General features: G+C 38.4%; 19 protein-coding genes. 3 read left to right on the top strand and 16 right to left on the bottom strand.

The genetic code is table 11. The features are described from left to right. The first annotated feature begins 23 nt into the window (after positions 1-23). The gene (locus AC6CHH_RS01765) at positions 24-1,388 is read left to right on the top strand and encodes an FAD-dependent oxidoreductase (RefSeq protein ID WP_498279097.1); all 1,365 of its coding nucleotides are present in this window, start codon (positions 24-26) and stop codon (positions 1,386-1,388) included. An 8-nt stretch (positions 1,389-1,396) separates the two neighbouring features. Next, positions 1,397-2,512, top strand: coding sequence for a hypothetical protein (locus AC6CHH_RS01760; protein WP_498279095.1), 1,116 nt, complete (start codon positions 1,397-1,399; stop codon positions 2,510-2,512). Positions 2,513-2,629: 117 nt separating this feature from the next. On the opposite strand, the gene AC6CHH_RS01755 is transcribed toward AC6CHH_RS01760, so the two are convergent. Continuing rightward, on the bottom strand, positions 2,630-2,995 hold the full coding sequence (locus AC6CHH_RS01755) for a nuclear transport factor 2 family protein (RefSeq protein ID WP_498279093.1): 366 nt from the start codon (positions 2,993-2,995) through the stop codon (positions 2,630-2,632). A 326-nt stretch (positions 2,996-3,321) separates the two neighbouring features. On the opposite strand from AC6CHH_RS01755, the gene AC6CHH_RS01750 reads away from it, so the two are divergent. After that, positions 3,322-4,209, top strand: coding sequence for a CorA family divalent cation transporter (locus AC6CHH_RS01750; RefSeq protein ID WP_498279091.1), 888 nt, complete (start codon positions 3,322-3,324; stop codon positions 4,207-4,209). A gap of 113 nt (positions 4,210-4,322) precedes the next feature. On the opposite strand, the gene AC6CHH_RS01745 is transcribed toward AC6CHH_RS01750, so the two are convergent. The 15 genes from AC6CHH_RS01745 to AC6CHH_RS01675 all read right to left on the bottom strand — a co-directional run bounded on the left by AC6CHH_RS01745 (position 4,323) and on the right by AC6CHH_RS01675 (position 20,009). Further along, complete coding sequence (locus AC6CHH_RS01745) at positions 4,323-5,627, bottom strand: cryptochrome/photolyase family protein (RefSeq protein ID WP_498279089.1); 1,305 nt, start codon at positions 5,625-5,627, stop codon at positions 4,323-4,325. Then, a complete protein-coding gene (locus AC6CHH_RS01740) occupies positions 5,617-6,180 on the bottom strand; it encodes a lipocalin family protein (RefSeq protein WP_498279087.1) in 564 nt (187 codons plus the stop codon). The genes AC6CHH_RS01745 and AC6CHH_RS01740 overlap by 11 nt, the downstream gene beginning before the upstream one ends. Continuing rightward, the gene (locus AC6CHH_RS01735; RefSeq protein ID WP_498279085.1) at positions 6,164-6,865 is read right to left on the bottom strand and encodes a lycopene cyclase domain-containing protein; all 702 of its coding nucleotides are present in this window, start codon (positions 6,863-6,865) and stop codon (positions 6,164-6,166) included. The genes AC6CHH_RS01740 and AC6CHH_RS01735 overlap by 17 nt, the downstream gene beginning before the upstream one ends. Beyond that, a complete protein-coding gene (locus tag AC6CHH_RS01730) occupies positions 6,862-7,320 on the bottom strand; it encodes a sterol desaturase family protein (protein ID WP_498279083.1) in 459 nt (152 codons plus the stop codon). Before AC6CHH_RS01730 ends, AC6CHH_RS01735 begins: the two co-directional genes overlap by 4 nt. Positions 7,321-7,329: 9 nt before the next feature. Further along, on the bottom strand, positions 7,330-7,788 hold the full coding sequence (locus AC6CHH_RS01725) for an SRPBCC family protein (RefSeq protein WP_498279081.1): 459 nt from the start codon (positions 7,786-7,788) through the stop codon (positions 7,330-7,332). 3 nt (positions 7,789-7,791) lie between these two features. Then, entirely contained in the window at positions 7,792-8,247 is a 456-nt protein-coding gene (locus AC6CHH_RS01720) for a hypothetical protein (protein WP_498279079.1), read from the bottom strand. Next, the gene (locus AC6CHH_RS01715; RefSeq protein WP_498279077.1) at positions 8,244-9,080 is read right to left on the bottom strand and encodes a phytoene/squalene synthase family protein; all 837 of its coding nucleotides are present in this window, start codon (positions 9,078-9,080) and stop codon (positions 8,244-8,246) included. The genes AC6CHH_RS01720 and AC6CHH_RS01715 overlap by 4 nt, the downstream gene beginning before the upstream one ends. A 4-nt stretch (positions 9,081-9,084) precedes the next feature. Further along, positions 9,085-10,557 carry a bifunctional phytoene desaturase/3,4-desaturase gene (gene crtID, locus AC6CHH_RS01710; protein ID WP_498279075.1) on the bottom strand — a complete coding sequence of 491 codons (1,473 nt, stop codon included), beginning with the start codon at positions 10,555-10,557 and terminating at the stop codon, positions 9,085-9,087. After that, on the bottom strand, positions 10,542-11,216 hold the full coding sequence (locus tag AC6CHH_RS01705) for a MarR family winged helix-turn-helix transcriptional regulator (protein ID WP_498279073.1): 675 nt from the start codon (positions 11,214-11,216) through the stop codon (positions 10,542-10,544). Before AC6CHH_RS01705 ends, crtID begins: the two co-directional genes overlap by 16 nt. Positions 11,217-11,604: 388 nt before the next feature. Beyond that, positions 11,605-13,833: a M60 family metallopeptidase gene (locus AC6CHH_RS01700; protein ID WP_498279071.1), complete on the bottom strand. Its 2,229-nt coding sequence runs from the start codon at positions 13,831-13,833 to the stop codon at positions 11,605-11,607. A gap of 20 nt (positions 13,834-13,853) precedes the next feature. Further along, the gene (locus AC6CHH_RS01695) at positions 13,854-14,648 is read right to left on the bottom strand and encodes a BACON domain-containing protein (RefSeq protein WP_498279069.1); all 795 of its coding nucleotides are present in this window, start codon (positions 14,646-14,648) and stop codon (positions 13,854-13,856) included. A gap of 163 nt (positions 14,649-14,811) precedes the next feature. Beyond that, positions 14,812-16,017, bottom strand: coding sequence for a purple acid phosphatase family protein (locus AC6CHH_RS01690; protein WP_498279067.1), 1,206 nt, complete (start codon positions 16,015-16,017; stop codon positions 14,812-14,814). Between the two features lie 42 nt (positions 16,018-16,059). Continuing rightward, positions 16,060-17,346 carry an RICIN domain-containing protein gene (locus tag AC6CHH_RS01685; RefSeq protein WP_498279065.1) on the bottom strand — a complete coding sequence of 429 codons (1,287 nt, stop codon included), beginning with the start codon at positions 17,344-17,346 and terminating at the stop codon, positions 16,060-16,062. A gap of 18 nt (positions 17,347-17,364) precedes the next feature. Further along, entirely contained in the window at positions 17,365-18,255 is an 891-nt protein-coding gene (locus tag AC6CHH_RS01680; protein ID WP_498279063.1) for a metallophosphoesterase, read from the bottom strand. Beyond that, entirely contained in the window at positions 18,246-20,009 is a 1,764-nt protein-coding gene (locus AC6CHH_RS01675; protein WP_498279061.1) for a RagB/SusD family nutrient uptake outer membrane protein, read from the bottom strand. Before AC6CHH_RS01675 ends, AC6CHH_RS01680 begins: the two co-directional genes overlap by 10 nt. Between the last annotated feature and the right edge of the window lie 28 nt (positions 20,010-20,037).

The following is a 20,037-nucleotide window of genomic DNA, read 5'->3' as shown; positions in this document are numbered from 1 at the left end:
TAAAAAAAAGAAAGATGGAAAAAATGAAAAGGAGATCAGCTTTAGTCGCTATGGGAGCCCTATCTTTAGGCTTGTCATCGATTAATTTATTGAAGGGCGAAGTTTTGTATAAACCTCGTTCGGTAAAAAAAGAAACAATTACTACCGATATATTAGTCATTGGAGGAGGAACATCGGGTGTGGTAGCAGCTATCCAAGCTGCTAGGGCAGGAAAAAAAACTATTCTTGTTGAAAATGGAAGCATGCTCGGTGGCACCACCACCACCGGAGGAGTGGCTTTCCCGGGGATATTCTTTGCCTGGGGAAAGCAGGTTATTGGAGGAATTGGCTGGGAGATGGTTCAAGAAGCTGTCTCTTTGAATAATGACGAGCTTCCGGATTTCTCTATCCCACATGGACGCCAACACTGGAAGCATCAAGTTCGCTTAAATGGTCCATTATATGCTATGGTCATTGAAGACAAATGTGTAGAGGCAGGTGTTGAGTTACGTTTTTATGAATGTCCCGTCTCTGTTCTTGAACAGAAAGACGGATGGAAGGTGACCACCGTTGGAAAAGGTACACAAACGGAAATTATATGTAATCAGTTAATCGACTGCACCGGCAATGCCAGTGCGGTATCCCTGGCAGGTTTTAATCTACTCCGAGAAAATGAAATACAACCTGGAACGCTGATGTTTCGCATTGGCGGGTATCAGAAAGATCAGCTTGATATGAAAAAAATTACAGCAGAATTTAATCAGGCTGTTCAACAAGGAGATCTAATTAAAGGAGAATTTTTAAGTGTACAATCTCTATTAAATAACGCGGGTGATAATGTCCAGCATATCGAGGGCGCAGATTCGACAACCTCCGCATCCCATACCTTAGCCAATCTGAAAGGCCGGGCCTCTTTGCTCAGGACATTTAAATTTCTTCGCAAACTCCCAGGATTGGAACAGTTGAAAATTCAGGACATGCAAAATGAAACCGCCACAAGAGAAAGCTTTAGAATAGATAGCATCTATAAAGTTACCCATGAGGACTATGTAACCGGCCGTATTTTTGAGGATGCGGTCTCTTATTCCTATTACCCTATTGATCTTCATGATGCGAATGGAGTGGTGCCAAAACACCTTGAACAAGGGAAGGTAGCAACGGTTCCCTTGCGAGCGCTTATTCCCAAAGGAAGCCGGAATTTGATTGTTGCTGGACGTTGTCTGGGAAGTGACCGGTTGGCAAATTCAGCCCTTCGGGTGCAAGCCTCATGCATGGGTATGGGGCAAGCGGCAGCAGCAGCGGCTGTACTGGCTCATACGCAGAAAACCACCCCAGAAAAGGTTAAGATTTCCGATATCCATCAACTATTGATCGAGCATGGTGCTGTAGTTCCATCTCAAAAAGTATAAGGGGAGTGATGAGAAAAGAGGCATATATAATTATTTTCATCAATTTTCTGGTATTTAGCAAGCATGCCATAGTGCATGCACAGGACCTGCATCAGGACACCATTAGGTATTTTACCACGCCCACAGTTAACCAGGATCTTTCCTATATCGTGCGGATTCCGATTGATACGGGAACAAAGGTGCTAGGAACCGATACGCTATACCAGTTGATGAATAAGGAGAATATGCCCATTTCATACTTTCGAAAAATTTTTAAAGAAATCTGTTTTGATCAGAATTGTCGCCTATTGAATGTAAACCTTTACTGGAACCTAACGGGCCGGTACCTGGGATTTGAACTTCCGCCCAAAGAATTTTTAAGTAAGGCGGAACATACTCCATTCGTCACTCAGGAATACGAGCAGCTGCACCGGATATTGGTGGATAGCTTCTCTGCCTTAGGCACTATATCTTATGAAGAGTTAGTGCCAAAACGGCTTCCGCTTGGACAGGTTGATGCAGTTACAGCACCTACATCAAAGGATGTTCTGCAACTTGTGGTCCCAGGAGCTGTTTTTACAACCTATTCCATGTGGCATCTGGTTTATGGCCAAATGCAACAGGACGTAGAGAAAGCTACTGACACCAAATTATCTGCCGAATTATTATTAACTATTTTGGGGAGTAAGGTTCAATGGGATTGGATGTGGGGCCTGGATAAATTGCACTTTTATGCCGAAGCCCCTACTCCATTAAAAAAAAGAATTCTTGAATTTGTGACGAGTGATTCGTATAATTTGGCATCAAAAGCAATAGAGCGGATCCCCATTGGTTGGTGCGAAGAAGTTGAATTCCAAAAATCATTATGGCATACATTGGATCATGTGGAATATTCCCTTAAGCCTAATTTAATTCAAAAGATTTCCCAAGGCAAAAAAATCGATCAGGAAGTATTGCTACAACTTGCCAGAAAATTGGAAGACCTTAACGGACCGCTATTAAAAGCAGCTTTGATTTGTCTAAAAACCCATGCTGCAGAAAATCCACAGGTAATAGTAGAAATAGAAAAAGTAGCAAAACATCAGAATCCATATGTTTCTGCTCAAGCTAGAAAAATCCTTCAAGAAATAGGACGTTCCAACTGATTTGGATTAAATTATTTTTTCAACTAAGAAATTAAAAAAAAAGAATTCCCCAGAAAAAGGAGTCAAAGAAGAGCTTAGAAAGCTTGTCAAAAAGTCCTAAAGTTGCAATCATTCTAATTAAATCGAAATACCGCTTCCTCCCACAACTTTTATTCCGTCGGAGAAACTTTTCCAAAAGCGGATGTATCTAAATTGGACATCAATAGGCTGACCAGTATAATTTCCTTTTACATTCATTTTCAGTGTAATAACGGCTAAATCGTCAATAATATTTAACTGTTCAACCGCCGGAATAAGTTCCTCTATTTTTAGATCTCCAGTACGGTAGGTTTCCAAATCCATTTCCTTGGTAATGGTTTCACCGCTCGGCAGGATGAAAAGCAAATCATTATGCAACAGTTTATCGAGTATTTCCAAGTTAGCGCTTTTCATAGCTTCATAAAGCTGGTTTTCAAGATCTAGAATATCGTTTTTTGTTATCATTTTCAACAATTTATAGCGAAGTCATTTTTCAACAGTAAAAATCAATTCTTGGATTATCACAATGTTTTTTTTAAGGTAAGGTTCACCTACTTTAAGCAAACAAACAGGTCACAAATTTCGCTCCATTTTGGCGATTAATTTCCCGTCAACTATTTTTTGTCGTTACTCCCCGGAAATCAGCGAGCTACTTAGGATCATCTTCAGGCAGCGCAATGCTGCACAATAAAAAAACGGAGAGCAAATCCCCTATCAAGTCCTCGGATAATCAAATTGCCAGTCATCAAATAGGCTGAGAAATTGTATTTTAGTCTAACAAATACGAAATTATGAACAGACGAAATCAACTAAGAACGAACTTTGACAATTACGAATGGATCGATATCTGCAAACCAGATAAAGGAGAGTTAGAAAAAATTGCTGAAGAGTATAAACTAGATTATTTTCAGATAAAAGATAGCCTACAACCTGGCCATCTGCCAAAAATAGAAATCAACGAAGGATACACTTTTGTGGTTCTACGTGCCTTCACGGCAGATTTAAAGATGGGTGCGACCACCGTCCCAGAACTTTCCAATAAGATTGCCTTCTTCTTTAACCAAGAAAGAATGATCACTGTCCATTCCACGGAATTTGCGTTTCTTAACCTCGAAAAAAAAACTCCTCAATCCGTTGAAGAATTACTCCTTCACATCATCTATAAAATGATCGGAACGTATCACCCCCCTTTCGATGAGTTAGATGCAAAAATAGGGGCGTTTGAAAAGACAATATTTTTAAAAGATTATTCCCGGGTATCGATCGAAGACCTTTATTTTTTTAAGGCTCAGGCACGAATCACCAAAAAGCTGCTCCAGATATTCCAGAACGTCGTTGGCCATATACCGGTGAAAGTGGAGAATAGCACCGCACAGCAAAATAATAAAGATTATCTTCTCAGCCTGATCCTTAGCTACGATGAAATACTTGAAGATGCCAACAATCTTCTCAATTCATATCACTCGGTCAATGCGCAGAAGAATAATGATGTTATGAAATTACTCACGATCTTCTCAGCATTTTTTCTTCCCTTGACCTTTATTGCAGGGATTTACGGAATGAATTTCGATAATATGCCTGAACTTAAATGGAATTTGGGATATTTCTTAACATTAGGGGTTATGCTAGCCGTGTCGGTGGTGATATTCACCTGGTTCAAAAGGAAGAAAATTATATAGTTTTTCAGATCCCATTATGGATTAATGCTACAAAAGACCATTCAAGTCTTGATGCTGTAATCGAAAGCAATCTCAGATTCGCCGCGCAAACTATTTGAACTTGAGAATTGACGTTAATGGTCTTCTTTGATAGCGGCTGCGTACACTTTCAATGCCCTTTCTCTTGCAAAACTGTGATCAACGATTTTTGGGGGATAAAAAGTTGTTCCCAATTCGGGAATCCATTTTTTAATGTATTCTTGCCCTTTGTCAAACTTACAGGCTTGAATACCCGGATTAAATATCCTGAAATAGGGTACAGAGTCACATCCCGAACCAGACGCCCACTGCCAGTTGCCATTGTTAATAGACAAGTCATAATCTATAAGCTTTTGGGCAAAATAGGCCTCGCCCCATCTCCAATCTATCAAGAGATGCTTACATAAAAAGCTCGCTACAATCATCCGAACCCGATTGTGCATACATCCTGTTTGATTCAATTCTCTCATCCCGGCATCTACCATTGGATAACCGGTTTTCCCCTGGCACCATTTTTCAAATTCTAGTTCATTATTACGCCATGCCAGGTGATCGTATTTTGGTTTGAAAGAATGGTCTACCACCTTGGGAAAATGATATAAAATCTGCATAAAAAACTCTCGCCAAATCAATTCGTTCAGCCAAGTTTGATTGTGGAGAATTGCAAAACAAACGCAGCTACGAATACTGATGGTGCCAAAACGCAGGGCGATTCCCAATTTAGTTGTTCCTTGCATTGCAGGATAATCTTTGAATTTATCGTACTCATCGATGATTTTGGCCTCTAATCTGGGGTGTTTAAACACCATATCCGTTTTTTCAAAACCAATTACATTCAAAGCATGAATTTGAGCGAAGGGTTGTCTGAAAAAATTAGTGTAATCCATAGGACAGGGTTTATAATGCTCAGAGGTTAGCAGTTGTTTCCATTTTTTTGCATAGGGAGTGTACATGGTATAAGGAGTGCTATCGCATTTCATCACCTCATCTTTATCAAAAATAACCTGGTCTTTGAATGCCTGAAATGGAATGTTTTGTTTTTGTAAAAACTGGGTAACTTCCTTATCCCTTTTGATAGATTTCGGTTCGTAATCCCGATTACAGAAGACACCTTGAATAGCATAATCTTCCGTAAGCATTTTGAAAATTTCAATGGGATGACCATCAAACGTATTCAGTCTGGCATGTAATGACTTCAATTTAGTATTTAGAATGGAGATAGCCTGATGGATGTAGTCAACCCTTCGGTCTTTTGTATCGACTAACTCATTCAGAATAGTTTGATCAAAAATAAAAATTGGAAAAACAGGGAATCCACAAGCTAGCGCCTTATGCAATCCCATGTTATCTTCTAAACGAAGATCACGTCGAAACCAAAAAACAACGATTTTATTTTTCATGTAAAAATGGATTATCCTTCCTGTTGTGCTTCACCCATATCAGTTTGGAAATATCATAACCGATGTCTTCTGCAATTTTCAAATAGCTTATTTTAACTTTTTCTGGGATGCTTTTTGTCCTAGATAAAATCCATAAATAATCCAGGTTTTTCCCTGCGATCAGTGCGTATTGGTAATCTTTATCAATTGCTAGTACGTTATATCCCGAATAAAAAGGACCAAAAAAACTCACTTTTAATTTAGCAATATTCTTTTGCCCTGTGAATTTCGCAACACCATCCGCTCTTTTCCACTCTTGTTTTTTGTGATTATATCCACTGTTTAACACCCTGAGATTTCCTTTTTCATTTAAACTATATTGCGCAGAGACATTATTCAAATCCTTCTCAAAACGGAAATCAAAACGAGCTATTTCATACCAAGTACCCAAATACGCATGAACATCAAAGTTTTCAACGGCCTGCGCATTTTTTGGGATAGAAGCACAGGAATTTAAAAGAACAAGTAATCCTATGGAAAAAACAAGTATTAAAATTTTATTTTTTGTAATCATGATCATTGTGTTTAAATATTTTAAAAAAATACAGCACCAAAAGAAATTGAGTATATCCATAGACGGCATCTTCAACTGGGATCGTTAACATACGGATACCCAGAAAATCTCCGGGGTTGTAGTTGACCACCGGTGAGTCCAGTCCAGATCCAGTCAAAATGCCATTGACCGGAAAAAAGCCTAACATCAACACTGTAAACACCATTGATGCTTTACCTATCCAATCCACTCGGACAATAAAATGCAAATAAATTAAAGTGAGCATCGAGGATATAGCTGCGAGCAATGTATAAACTTTATCAAAATGCAACAAAGCCATAAGCGCGCAGATCACAATGCTGGGGAATACAATAAGATTATTAAAACTAGAAAGCCATCCTAAGTTGAAAAATTTATCGAAACAGAAATAGGTAAATACACATGAAAAAGGAATACAGATAAAAAACAACCATTCCTCAAGTGGCAATCCCGTGATGTCTATTCCCAAAGTATATGCTGAATTGAACCACCAAACTCCTTTGGCAGTAAACCATACATCCCAAGCAATGAACGGAATTGCAACAAGTATTGCAGATTTTACAAACGCTCCAAAATGGTGATTAAATTGAATCCTCCGATCAAACGACGCGATGAAACAAATGATAACTGAAAAAAACAATACGAAAGAATAGGTATAGCTCATCATTTTTTAGCTGAATTAAAATACATTTTGAAATACTTGAAAGGCACATATAAAAAGCCAAAACATTCCCCATCTTGTTTTCCGGTATGCTTATGATGCTGCTTATGTGCCCTTCGCAGTGCAAGAAAATAAGGGTTTTTGGACGTTGAGAAAATTTTAATCCGCTGGTGTATAAAAACATCATGCACAAAAAAATAAACCATTCCATAGAGCATAACTCCCAATCCGATAAAAAATAAATAATTTAATTTTTCCAGCGATCCGAAATACATCAAGGCAATTGTTGGTATAGCAAAAATTACAAAGAAATAGTCGTTCTTTTCCATTAAATGCTTGTTCTTATGTTCATGATGGTCTTTGTGTAAAATCCACAAAACCCCATGCATAACGTATTTATGAATAATCCAGGTGACCATTTCCATGAATATAAAGGAGATCAATACAATTAAAAAATTCATGTTAGATGTTTATGTGTTAAACAGATTTTCTAAAACGCTGTAGCGAAAATCAAATATGTTTGCTAATTTTTTTTCCACAAAAAACCTGTGTACCGTATCGCCCAAAAAGCCTAAAGGCAATTTATAATCTACGGTGTCTTTGAGCAATACACCTTTATTGTTGGGGATTAGTTGGTGAAAATGGCTCCAATACGCAAAAGGGCCTTCCTGTTGAAAATCTGTGAAGCTTTTATATAATTCCACCTGAGTAATTCGGGTCCGCCAATTCAATGGAATGCCTAGCAGCGGAGAAACGGTATAATCAATCATCATCCCTTCATAAATATCTTGGCTCGTATAGTCAGAGTTCATAGCAAACTGCATTTCCTTAGGTGTAATTTTGGAAAGATTCACTGGATTAGAGAAAAAGTGCCACGCTGTCTCGATATCACAAGGCAATTGTTGCTCTCTATATAGTTGGTATTTCATGGCTTAATAATATAAGAGAGTTTTAATATTTTTACGTAAAATCGCGGAGTTAATTTGATGCTGATGTTGTTTAATAAATGCGATATCCTGTTGGATATTTGATCTATAGCCTAAAAAGGATGGTGCATTTTTTTGAACCGAGAGTCTAATAAATCTTAGTTCTACATTCTCGGGCGATTTTTTGATGGCTTGTTCGATATTCTTCTTTCCGGCCCTAAAGGTGCCGAGCTTTTGTAATGGGCTAAAAAGATGATTTGCCCAAATAGTTTGTAGGGCACCTAAATAAGCCAAATGAGTAGTTGATTGCATGCTTGTTTGCGTTAAACTTTCCATCATTTCTTGACAGAGTTCTTTCTCAGAGACCAGCTTGTTGTAGTTCTCTCTTACACGATCCAAGGTGACACTGAAAGGCATCAAAACGGAAAAAATCGATAGAAGTAAACCAAGGAAATTCATCATAAACAAGCAATTTTATACCGAACGTAACTTTTAAATGCCACAAATGCTTTTTGGGAGTTTGGAATGCTAACCCTATTGTTTAAAATCTCTTTGGAAGATTTCCCTTGAATTTTCCGCAACAATGAAAGGTAATACTTATAGGCCAGGTATACCCCAAACATTGCGGAGTTCGGTAATTTCTTAATCCCGATTAAGGCTTCTTTAAACTCCTGCTCTACTTCCTTTTCGATCTCGCATTTCACCAAATTATCAAATATGCACATGTCAATATTCGGGAAATAAGATCTCCCCAACACCTGATAATCGTCTTTCAAATCCCTTAAAAAATTAACTTTCTGAAAAGCAGAACCTAATTTCATTGCGTAGGGTTTCAGGTCATTGTATTTATCCCTATCTCCACCTGTAAAAACTTGCAGACACATTAGACCGACTACTTCTGCTGAACCAAAAATGTATGCCTTGTATAATTCTGAATTGTACTCTATTTTTTGCAGATCCATCTCCATGCTGTGTAAAAACTGTTCAATCAAAGAAGTATCAATTTTAAACCGGTTTACCGTTTCCTGAAACGATTGCAGGATCGGGTTGAGTGAAATACCCTCGGCAAGCGCAATGTCAGTTTCTATCTTTAATCGATTCAATAATTTCTCTTTATCGTATCCATGAAAACTATCCACGATTTCATCGGCTAATCTTACATAACCATAGATCGCATATATTGCCGAGCGGATGGAAGGTTTTAAAGCCAATATCCCCAAGGAAAAACTGGTGCTGTATTTTTGGGTTGTTATTTTGCTTACTGCGTAAGAAAGCTCGTCAAATAAATGCTTCATCGTACTACGTTTTCATTTTAATCACCTCATTTGCAACAATTTCCCCGGATATAATGCAGGGAGGAACTCCGGGTCCGGGGATAGTTAGCTGCCCGGTGTAGAATAAATTTTTTAATCTCTTATTTTTTATCTTAGGCTTCAAAACTGCCGTTTGAGCAAGTGTGTTAGCCAGTCCATAGGCATTTCCACCATACGCATGATAATCTGTAATAAAATCGCTAACACAATAACTTCGTTTGTATTCGATTCTCGAGGACAGCCGGGTTGCGCCCGTATGTTTTTCAATTCTTGAAAGCATTTGGTTTAAATACTTTTCCCGCACAGCTTGCTCATCGTTTAAGCCAGTCGCCAGAGGCATCAGCAAAAAAAGGTTTTCTTTACCTTGGGGAGCAACATTAGGATCTGTTTTTGAGGGGCAACAAACGTAAAAAAGGGGCTTTTCAGGCCATTTTTTTTTGCTATAAATACAATCGATATGTTCATCCAGATCATTTTCAAAAAACAGCGTATGATGTTTCAGGTTGGGCAACATGCAATCAATTCCTAAATAATAGATCAAACTCGATGGCGCAAATATTCTCTCTCGCCAATAAGCATCTGAATAATTCCTAAGTTCTTTCCTTAAAAGAGTTTCCGTATGATGATAATCTGATGAGGCAACGACGGCATCAAATTCATGAACTTGGCCATTTACAGTCAAGGAAACCACATGTTCATTCTGTGTATTTATACGCTCAACCGAATGATTGAGATGAAAGATTGTGCCTTGTTGCTCGGCTACTTTTTTCATGGCCAAAACAAGCTGATAAAAGCCTCCCATTGGGTAATGTGTACCAAGAGCATACCCCCCGTAATTCATCAAACTGTATAAAGCTGGAATCTTTTTGGGAGATGCACCCAAGAATATGACAGGGAACTCCATTATCTTTCTTAGCACTTCGCTTTTAAAATATTTAGAGACATACTTACTAAAGTTGGTTAGTAAATCCATTTTCAAGGCACTTTTGACTATTTTAAAAGAGGCAAATTCAAACCAACTGTACGCTGGTTTGTTGACAAAATCCTTCATACCAACCTCGTATTTAAATTTTGCCGATTGCATGAATTTTTCCAATTGCTGGGCTGCCCCTGGTTCAATGTTTTCAAAAACAATTTTCAATGCCTCCATGCTTTTGGGTATACTGAGTTTTCCTTGGGAAAGAATGATCTCAAACTGTGGATCTAATGAAATCAGCTCGAAGAAATCAGAGGTTTTACACCCAAAATCAGCGAAAAACCGTTCTATTATATCAGGCATCCAATACCAGCTTGGACCCATATCGAAAAGATAGCCCTTCTCGGTAGAGAACTGCCTTGCTCTACCTCCTGGCTCATCGTGTTTTTCAAATACGTGGACTTCATTCCCTGCCTTTGCCAAATAAGCACTCGCAGACAATCCTGAAAACCCGGAACCGATAACCGCTATTTTTTTTCGCATTCCTTGTCCTGTTTTAAAGCTTCAATCAATAAATATTCAGTGTCAATATTTCGAGCATAAATCGGTAGATGAAAATCATTGAGTTTAGTTAACAGCCGAATGAGTTCCATCTTTTCGTTATGTGTTAAATCTCCCGTGACGATTTCAGTTGCCTTCCTGATTTTCTCCATCTGAGTATCTAAAACGGTAAGACCTTGTACGCTTATTTTTATGACCTTACTTCTCTTATCCACCTTAGAGGCAACTTGTTCTATCCAACCTTGCCCAATCAATCGGTTAATGATCTGCATTCCAGCAGGCTTCTCATGGACATTTTTCTTGATTAAGTCCATCTTAGTCATCTCACCAAATGCTTTGAGATTGATTAGGTAAATAAAATCCTCCTGGCTAGAAAAACTCGAGCCAAATATGGCAGATTTTGAATAACTTTTGGCATATCTATTCATATGAACTATCAGGGTATTGATCACACTTTCCGCACTACGTCCGTTTTCTTTTCCTTCCCAATCAGGCTCTTGCGTATGTTCTGGAATTTCATAACCAGCCATTATCCACGCCTTAAACCCTTCTATATCATCCGAATACTCCGCTTTCAATGCATTTTCTGACTCAAACTCTTCTAATAAAGTGACAACTTCCTTTAAAATATTGTATTTCATAATTAAAATATAGCATACAAACATACTAAAAATATTTATATAAAGTATAATAATATACTTTTATAAAGTGTTTTTTATCAAATTAATTTTTATCGATTTTCGTGAAACGAGGATTATTCAGGAATTTTTGAGGTTGCGTTCTACCATTTTTAGAGTATAGGTAGCCTCAAGGGGGGGGTAAGACCGTGAAAGTGTTTGTAATCAAGGGGACCTTATTAATGCAAAATAACTGGATTTAGGAACACCAAAAAATTAATTGGTGGGGTCCTAAATCCAGTTATTGATAGACAGCAGATAGCTTCAACACATGTTATTTCGGTTATTCCATACATTGCATAGAAAAAACGAATATTCAAATTTGTAGAGACATTGCCGATTGTTTCCTTGCTCAATTAGAATAATAAGAAACATTGTTATCTGTTATTTTATGAATATCTGAATGTTTTGGCTTCGGATAGTTTTTTGCCTTGATTTCGGCTTTCAGTTGATCGACCTGATTTTGGGTAATAATAAACCTTTTTGAATTGTAATCATTAACTTCTATGTCTATAGCTCGTAAGAATCCCCAATTTTCGAAAAATTCAGTTAAATCGAGTTGTGCTACTTTGCATACATTCCTAACAAAATCAAGCTGATAAACCCCATCTGTCAGTTGAGCAGACAAAGTCGGTGTAATTCTGTAGTGTTCGTATAAATCTTTATAAAATTCAGATTTCCCCATAGCGTCCAAAAGATAAAGTTTTAACTGCCAAAATGGAATCAATTTTTCAAAGAGATCTGTGCTCTCGGCAAAAGCCTTTTTAGAATTGATAATTGAATTACCATTAGAAAAAGCTTTCTCGTAGACACCATCTTTTATCAAACGAGAGGTATTTCCAAAAGAGGTCTGTACAAATAAAGAATGTATATTATTGGTCACCTCCGTCATCCCCTGCCATCTAAGTCCTGGACGAGTTTGATTTACATGTCCAACTTCATGCGCTGGTCCCCAGCAGTTTGTCGTAAATGTTTCCAAATTACACAGAATTTGCATGGTGCTCGCATTGTATCCCGTATGGTATGAAGTTGCATACATATACGCATCACCGTAATCGACATGAAAATACATTCTATTTTTAAAGGTCTTTTTATATTTCACCAACCCCATAAATTCAGCCTCTAGAACCATCAACTCGTCATATTTCTTGATAAGAGCCAATCCATCTGATGTATATTTTTTGAAATCAGCAACGGGAAAAGTGAGGTGAGAATACTTTCCTAAGACGTCAAAATGTTTATCAGTTGCTTTATCTAATAACCGTAACCAATCTTGTTGTGTATGTTTCTCGCTATCAAAATAACCATTTACCGTGCCGCCTGCAATATTAATCTTAACAGGTTGATCTGTACCCGAGTCGGTATGATACATGATATAGGCTAAACCTTTTGATTGCATCTTCAACTTATTTAATCCTTTGGAAATGCTATACGACGAACTCGAACCGTAACCCTGTTCTAGATCGATGACATGAAGAGAAATATTGTTTAATCCAGGGTCATTTGCCAGTACGATCAATTCTTCTCCAGCCTTGACTGATATACCTGTTGGATTGTCAAGTAAACTATAAGTACTTGTTTTGTTCAAATCGCTCATCACCTGAGGATGTTGCCAATTCCTGTATTCTTGCACTCTAAATTCGCTATCGTATTCTTTATGATATAATTCTGTTGCCAGATACTTAAAAAATGGTTGGGAAATGTTTTGAATTACAGACAAAGTGATGCCGTCCTTAATTTGCGAACAAGAATGATCCGTAAAAATTGACAAATAGTCGAACGAGTCTGGATTATTTCGAAAGAATTCCATTTCCCCAATTGCCGCAAAAGTGCCTGATCCGACACCCTTAGATAGCACAAATTTAATTTGTTTAGGTCTGATCAAATCTGGTAGATCTATTTTCACAGACGAGGGAGAACCATTAAAGTCATAGTCTCCAAGTTTAGTAAAGGAGGGGTTGCTTTCAGTGGCATACCAAATCTCAACCTCATTCAAAAGCCCGTTCTTTCCCGCACCGCCAGATCTAGGATAATACATTATATAATCCATAGTTTCTACATTAGTGAAATTGTAAATTACTTCCACAGGAAATGAAGCCTGAGACCAATTAGTCATAAAATAGGTCTCAAAATCTCCATCAAATGAAAGATCAATTGGGTTTGCAGAATGAAAAGATGTGGATGTTGCACTGGTTACCGGTATCCGTATATCTTCTCCTATTGTTCCTGTGGGAGGGGATTGCATGCCTCTTTGGTTTATTATTATTTTTTTTTCAACACCTTTTCCTTTCAAAATAATTTCGCCTTTCCGGGCATTTTCATCGTTGGCATCTATTTCAATGCTTAGCTCACTTCCGCTTAATTTAACCTGACACCAAATATCCGCGGATATTACCGAAATCAGAGATAAGTTGGTTTCAATCTCAATTTTTTCATGTGTACCTACCTTCCCCACACTCAAACTGTCCACACTCAAATTAATGTAAGGGTCTGCGAAAATGGTATCTTTTTTACATGAAAATAGAGACATAAAAATGGCTGCCGCGGTATAGAGAAGCGGTATAAAAATATATTTTTTCATCCTTTTATAGGTTTATTTATTTACTTCTTAGCAGCTTTAAAAAATTCCAATTCCCCTATAGCTGCATATGTACCCGCCCCGTAACCTTTATAAAGTACAAGTTTTATTTGCTTGGGTTCAACAAGAGCCGGAGTAAAGGCAATTTCTTTCATTTCTGCAGCATATTCGAAGTCAAAATCTCCGAATTTCACAAATGAAGGATTGCTTTTAGTTGTATACCATATTTCAAGTTTTCCTAATAGGCCGTTTTTCTTTTCTCCTCCGGGCCTTGGATGGTACCGCAGAAAATCAATCTTATTAACACCTTCTAAATCGTAAATTACATCGAATGGAAATTGCGTTCCGCTCCAATGCGACATAAAATACGTGTTATAGTCATCATCCATGGAGAGATCAATGCCGTTTGTGGAATGAGAATAAACCGCCGTTGCACCAGAAATTTTGACTTCGGAATCATTAAGCGAGGTTTGAGACACTTTAAGAACTTTTTTTGTATTGTACTCGGACTTTAAGACTATTTCGGCTTCTCTTTCATCAATATCATCCTTTACCGCATCCACCGTTACCTCAAGCTGGGAATCGCTTATCAATTTTGCCCTGCACCAGGCTTCGGATACCTCTATAGCTATCCCATATAGATTGGTCCTAATATTAACAACTTCAGTAGATCCGGAAATGTCTAGTACTAGTTCATTTTTATCAATATCAAAATATTTTATTTTAGGTCCCGGTTCCTCTTCTTTTTTGCATCCCACTAGGGATAGCACAACGAAGGAATACATCGTCAGATTAGTAAAAATTTTCAGAAAATTCATAATAGTAGATGTTGTTTGGTTAGTAAAACTTAGTGTTTTAGTGTCAACTATATTAAAGAAACACTTCCTTGGCAAAATCTTACGCGTTCATTAAACGGAGTGGTTCTTTTCCTACCCCAGGTGCCGTTGTTGAAGCATTAAGAAATATTCAATTAAGAGTCTGCTATCTTGCATCTATATGTAAGGTCTCCTTAACGCTACCAGTATCGTCAAAAATTTCAACAGAAATACGATGTTGATTGATGTTCACTTTTATTAATGTTCTATCTCCATCTTTAGGCCCGCCTCCAGTAATAATCGGATAGCTATTGGCCCCATCAGCTGCTTGAAATATTCTGCTTTTATGGATATGACCGCTTAACACAAGATCCACTTTTCCTTTGTTCAATATTGGTTCAAATGTAAGCGTGGAGTGGTTTGTCCCTTCCCAGTCGCCATATTTTATCGGGGGCATGTGTATGAACACGATACGGAAGGTGGCGTCTTTAAACGCTGAACTTGCTATTTCTTTCTCTAAAATTCTGGCCTGCTCCTCTCTATAATTATTAAAGTCAACTAGTCCTCCATAAACAGGATGGGCATCCTGTTTATCTTCTCCGGAGTCCAATACGACAAACCGGGCAGGACCAAGAGAAAAGGACTGGTACCCTATTTTATTGAAATAATCGGGTAAAGCTCGTGCAAACTCGCCTCTTGTTTCATGATTTCCTCTAACATACAAAAAAGGTGTGCCTCCAGTGGATAATTCAGTTACTGGATTTAATATATTATTAATGACCTGTTGTTCGTTCGATAGATAGTTTACAATATCACCATTAAAAAACACGAAATCCCGTTTTTGACCTTTATCTAAGTCCAATAAGTGAGATATGGATTCGGGCCTATCATGAATATCGTTTAACATAAGAAATGATATATCTGGCTTGTTCGGATTTATAGCAGTAAACCTATAAATTTCTGTATAACGTTCTGGGCCATAATTAATGTTATAGGGCTGAAAGTCAATTATTTCTTTATAAACTATTCGATAATAATACGTAGTTCCGGCTATAAGATCCCTGATCTCAGCCTGGTGAATCCTCCCGATCGGCAATAAGCCCATGCTCGGTTGACCATATACTTTTGAATCGAGAATCTCTTTCTGCGTTCCAATCTCTACCCAGCTTACCGAGTTAAAGTCGATAACCCACTGTAGTATCAAACTATCGCTAAAATTGGTCTGCAGATATGGACCTGTAATTATCCCTTGTTCATTTTGTGTCTTCCGTTCTTTAGAAAATACTGATTCTGATGAGAGTAATGTAAGAGCTCCTACTCTTAGGCTATCCCTGAGAAAATTTCTTCTGCTATTTTCCTTGTTCTTTTTCATTTTTATTTTTTAATCTAGATAAGATTATTACCTATTAAATTTTTATTGTTTTACCAATCGAAATTTTTGCGAATTTGCGGAATGTGCTGAATAGATCTGAATCTGTGTATCATTAGCGGTACTGCCCCCATTTATGTCCAAGTTTTTCCCCGGAGCACATGCTGGTTCGAGGTTATAATTACCGCCTCCAACAAATGTAATCTTCCAACGCTGCGCTGTAGTGTTCGCAAATGTAGCCACTTGCACCGGTGTGCTATTAGCGGATCCTCCTCCTCTTACTTCAAGTGCTTTTGTGGTGTCGGCAAGATTCTTTAATGCATAATAGCCACTCCCTAAGCTTCTTAATTTCCATACTTGATTTGATGATGTGGGATAATTATACGTCCACAAGGTTACATCCTCTCCATTGATCGGGGGATTGCCGTTCGCATCCATAACTTTGCTTGGTTCTTTGGTCAGAGCCGAAACAATCTTATAGTTTGAGCCATCTAATAGGATTGCCTGAGGGGAATAGAAAGTGATCAACAGGATATCAAGATGTCCATAGCCCGCAAGCTTTGTAACAAGGTCGGTTTCGCCATAATATCGCGATAGTGCCCATGCGTACATTTTTACCCGCTCACCTCCTACCGTCTTTGTTGGAAAATAGGATTTCATTGCATTATCTACAGATGCATCATAACTAATTCCATCGACACCATAAGTATTAAGTTTGCTGTACATGGAATCCATCACAACCTGTTGCTGAGCAGGTGTTTTCCCGCTTAAATCGTTCCAATTGCAATAATAACTTACAGTCCAACCCAATTGCTTAAATCCTGTAAGATGCTGCGGATACATGCTCTCTACCAGTACTCTATTTTTGATTGAGTAAAGACTATCCATTTTTGCTAGTGTGCTAAGGAATAATGCTTCATTTGCCGAACTGTTTAGATCCTTGCAATCAAGCCACAATGAAGTAAAACCAGGAAGTTTTTGACTCAGATTGGCAAAATATTGCTCCAATGTTTGTCCTGTAGCGGTCCCGGCCTCATGGCCAATGAGACATGTCAATTGACCTCCTTTACTTCCAATATAAATATCCACTTCCAGGCTATTGATTCCTTCATTGATAATCTCATCGACCTTGATCAGGTCATTGGAACGGTGTGCACTTACAAAACCTGGACCAGACAATAATGTCATAGCTTTGCCCACTTTCGCAGACAAATTTTCTTCAGCGTCTGATTTTATTATATCCTTCTGACAGCCCGTGAATAAACAAACGAGAAAAAATACGGTACAAATTCCTGTTCTGAGGACACTTGAAGATTTTCTTATTATTTTCATATCTTAAAATTTATTGGTTTAAAATTTTATTTTCCTAGATGTCATTCGACCTTTTCCCACGATGTGTAAATGATTAGCGTTTAACTTCAGGATTCCATAGGCATTCTGATCCGCAGTTTCGATCATACCCTCTAAGGTGATCATCGGAATTCCTTTGTAAATCGCAAAATTCCCAGGATGGTGGTGGCCTGATATCACAGCTTTAACCTGTGGATATTTTTCAATTATCGCTAAAATCTCACGGTTATTCAGTGCTTCTAGCCCGTTCTCTGGAAATAAGGGATGGTGCGTAAAAACAATCACATTTTTAGATCGCAACTGTGCCTGACGCAACTTCTTTTCCATCCATTTGAGCTGTTTCGCACTTATACCTCCGTTCCAAGGTTGTCCATTTTTTCGTTCATCTGTTTTTAGCTTAGTATTTAAAGCTTCCCATGATTCACGGTCTTTGGTCCCACTCTTTGTTGCATATTCTGCAAGCTCATTGGTATTGAGCAGAATAAAAAGCCAATGATCTTTCTCTACGGCATAATACGGCTTGGGCATCTTAAATGCTTTATACAATGCAGTTCCTTCTTTAAGATCAACATAGTCATGGTTTCCAAGAATATTATAACACGGTCTGTTTAGTTTTTCAAGCTTCTGAAGGGCTGGGGGCAAATCTTTTGGCCCGGCATCTACAAGATCTCCAAGCATAATCGTAAAATCAACCTGGGCCGCATTCAGGGCTTCTGTAGCAGAATCTAATTTCGCTAGAGAATTCCGGTAGAACCGACTACCTCTGGTATCTTGGTTCGCATATTGAGGATCCGCTATCAGACCTATTTTCAATGTCTGAGCTTGCAGTCCAAATCCGCTGCTATATAGAAAACTACATAGCACGGAAATGATAAAATTTCTTATTCCCATCCTGGATTCTGATTTAAATTGGGATTTAACGTAATTTCATTTAAAGGGATACATTCAAGATAGTCGCGGTTTTCCCTAAATCCATACCCATTCGGTATCTGAGCAATAAAAGGATCAAGAAAGCCATCTGCATCCACTTTATAGTTGATCTTAGTACCTGTCCAGTCTCCTGCGTCAAATGGATATCCTTTAGGTCGCTTACCTTTAATTAATTTGTGTGCAGCCCACCTTCGGATATCATCATACCTAAATCCTTCCGCGCCCAATTCAACAGTACGTTCTCTACGGATCTCTTTTAGCTCATCGGAAAGACTATAACCGTAGTCTGCATATCTATTGCTATTGGGATCGCTGTTAATTGAAAAATCGGGCATGCCTGATCTTTTGCGAAGTAGGTTAATTGATTTGCTGTAATCAACGGACTCTCCAAGTTCTGCTTTTGCTTCAGCATAATTCAGTAGCGCTTCAGCAAATCGGAAAATTACGGCTCCCGTTTCATCACTCGAACTCCAAGAAACACCACCTCCGGCAAGGGCTGATTTAGGGTCGTTTCCTTTTCGAATCTGAAAGCCTGTATTGTTTAAGGCTTCCCCAGACTTGTCCAAAAACGGTTTTTTAAATGTTGATTTACCAAACGTGTTGTCCCACATGGTTGCGCCAGGAGTCCAGATCGTCTGGGATAGGCGCGGATCACAATCTTCTCGGATCTTTTGTAAAAAGGCATTGCCTTTAACCGTTTTTCCAATGGAAAAATAGTCGTAGGGATGTCCATTTCTGTCTAAGTAATGCTGCACCTGTTCAAAGGTCATTGATATTCCTGCTGTACGGTCTGACACATAGATCTGAAAGGAATGGGAAAGATCACTGCCAATAGAATATGCTTTCCACAGGATAACTTCCTTATTAGATGATTGGTCCTTAAGCGAAAAAAGTCTGCAATAGTCGTTTTCAGGATCATTAGTACTGTATAAACCCATTCCATATTGCGGATCCATCAATGCCTCTGCCGCTGCTGCTGCCTGACGAAAATATTTATTTGGATCTGCTCCATTGGTGGCAAAAGGTGTACCTTTATGGTATTTTTGCCAACTGCCTTCAAAAAGGGCGACTCTTGATTTGAATAGCAAGGCGGCCTGCTTCGACAGTCGGTTATTCTTGCCCTTAACACTAGCCAGTGGATCAAGGTATTCAATGGCCTTGTCCAAATGTGACAAAATGGAATCGATGACTACCGTGCGGGGATCACGTGCTTTGTAAAGTTCTTCGGAATCCATTTCCAGTGGCTCAGAAAACCAAGGCACATCGCCATAAAGCCTTACTTTCTCAAAGTAGTACCAAGCCTTAAAGAAATGTGCTTCGCCTACAAAATGCTTATATTTTTCGAATGAGTCTTCACATTTATCGTAATTGGCAAAAAACACATTTACACTCCGAATATTTCCCCAGGTCCAATTCCCACCCGCTGTAATGGGAGATCTTGTCCCGTCCAGAACGGTGCTTGCCGAGCTGGCAATCTGTACATCAGAACCCCTTGTCCCGTCCCATCCAATCAGTCCGAGATAACTGCCGACCGAACCAAATGCAGGAAATGCCGTATAAAATTGTACGGTATAATTTTCCAGATCTTTAGTCGTTTTCCAATAGATCTCGTTATCGATCTCTGTCAATGGTGGTCTATCCAAAAAATCCTCGGAGCAGGACCAGATCATTTGCAGGAGGATTAAAGTATATATTATTGTTGCGATTTTTTTCATGGTTATGATTTCTTAATAGTATTATCAG

It is taken from the genome of Sphingobacterium sp. GQ94, from assembly GCF_059758715.1.
The sequence above is the reverse complement of the archived record's forward strand: the minus strand, read 5'-3'. Positions and strand labels throughout refer to the sequence as shown.

Bases quoted from the DNA above. Each gene is read 5' to 3' on its own strand.
- AC6CHH_RS01765 (WP_498279097.1), top strand. From the start codon at position 24: ATGAAAAGGAGATCAGCTTTAGTCGCTATGGGAGCCCTATCTTTAGGC.
- AC6CHH_RS01760 (WP_498279095.1), top strand. From the start codon at position 1,397: ATGAGAAAAGAGGCATATATAATTATTTTCATCAATTTTCTGGTATTT.
- AC6CHH_RS01755 (WP_498279093.1), bottom strand. From the start codon at position 2,995: ATGATAACAAAAAACGATATTCTAGATCTTGAAAACCAGCTTTATGAA.
- AC6CHH_RS01750 (WP_498279091.1), top strand. From the start codon at position 3,322: ATGAACAGACGAAATCAACTAAGAACGAACTTTGACAATTACGAATGG.
- AC6CHH_RS01745 (WP_498279089.1), bottom strand. From the start codon at position 5,627: ATGAAAAATAAAATCGTTGTTTTTTGGTTTCGACGTGATCTTCGTTTA.
- AC6CHH_RS01740 (WP_498279087.1), bottom strand. From the start codon at position 6,180: ATGATTACAAAAAATAAAATTTTAATACTTGTTTTTTCCATAGGATTA.
- AC6CHH_RS01735 (WP_498279085.1), bottom strand. From the start codon at position 6,865: ATGATGAGCTATACCTATTCTTTCGTATTGTTTTTTTCAGTTATCATT.
- AC6CHH_RS01730 (WP_498279083.1), bottom strand. From the start codon at position 7,320: ATGAATTTTTTAATTGTATTGATCTCCTTTATATTCATGGAAATGGTC.
- AC6CHH_RS01725 (WP_498279081.1), bottom strand. From the start codon at position 7,788: ATGAAATACCAACTATATAGAGAGCAACAATTGCCTTGTGATATCGAG.
- AC6CHH_RS01720 (WP_498279079.1), bottom strand. From the start codon at position 8,247: ATGATGAATTTCCTTGGTTTACTTCTATCGATTTTTTCCGTTTTGATG.
- AC6CHH_RS01715 (WP_498279077.1), bottom strand. From the start codon at position 9,080: ATGAAGCATTTATTTGACGAGCTTTCTTACGCAGTAAGCAAAATAACA.
- crtID (WP_498279075.1), bottom strand. From the start codon at position 10,557: ATGCGAAAAAAAATAGCGGTTATCGGTTCCGGGTTTTCAGGATTGTCT.
- AC6CHH_RS01705 (WP_498279073.1), bottom strand. From the start codon at position 11,216: ATGAAATACAATATTTTAAAGGAAGTTGTCACTTTATTAGAAGAGTTT.
- AC6CHH_RS01700 (WP_498279071.1), bottom strand. From the start codon at position 13,833: ATGAAAAAATATATTTTTATACCGCTTCTCTATACCGCGGCAGCCATT.
- AC6CHH_RS01695 (WP_498279069.1), bottom strand. From the start codon at position 14,648: ATGAATTTTCTGAAAATTTTTACTAATCTGACGATGTATTCCTTCGTT.
- AC6CHH_RS01690 (WP_498279067.1), bottom strand. From the start codon at position 16,017: ATGAAAAAGAACAAGGAAAATAGCAGAAGAAATTTTCTCAGGGATAGC.
- AC6CHH_RS01685 (WP_498279065.1), bottom strand. From the start codon at position 17,346: ATGAAAATAATAAGAAAATCTTCAAGTGTCCTCAGAACAGGAATTTGT.
- AC6CHH_RS01680 (WP_498279063.1), bottom strand. From the start codon at position 18,255: ATGGGAATAAGAAATTTTATCATTTCCGTGCTATGTAGTTTTCTATAT.
- AC6CHH_RS01675 (WP_498279061.1), bottom strand. From the start codon at position 20,009: ATGAAAAAAATCGCAACAATAATATATACTTTAATCCTCCTGCAAATG.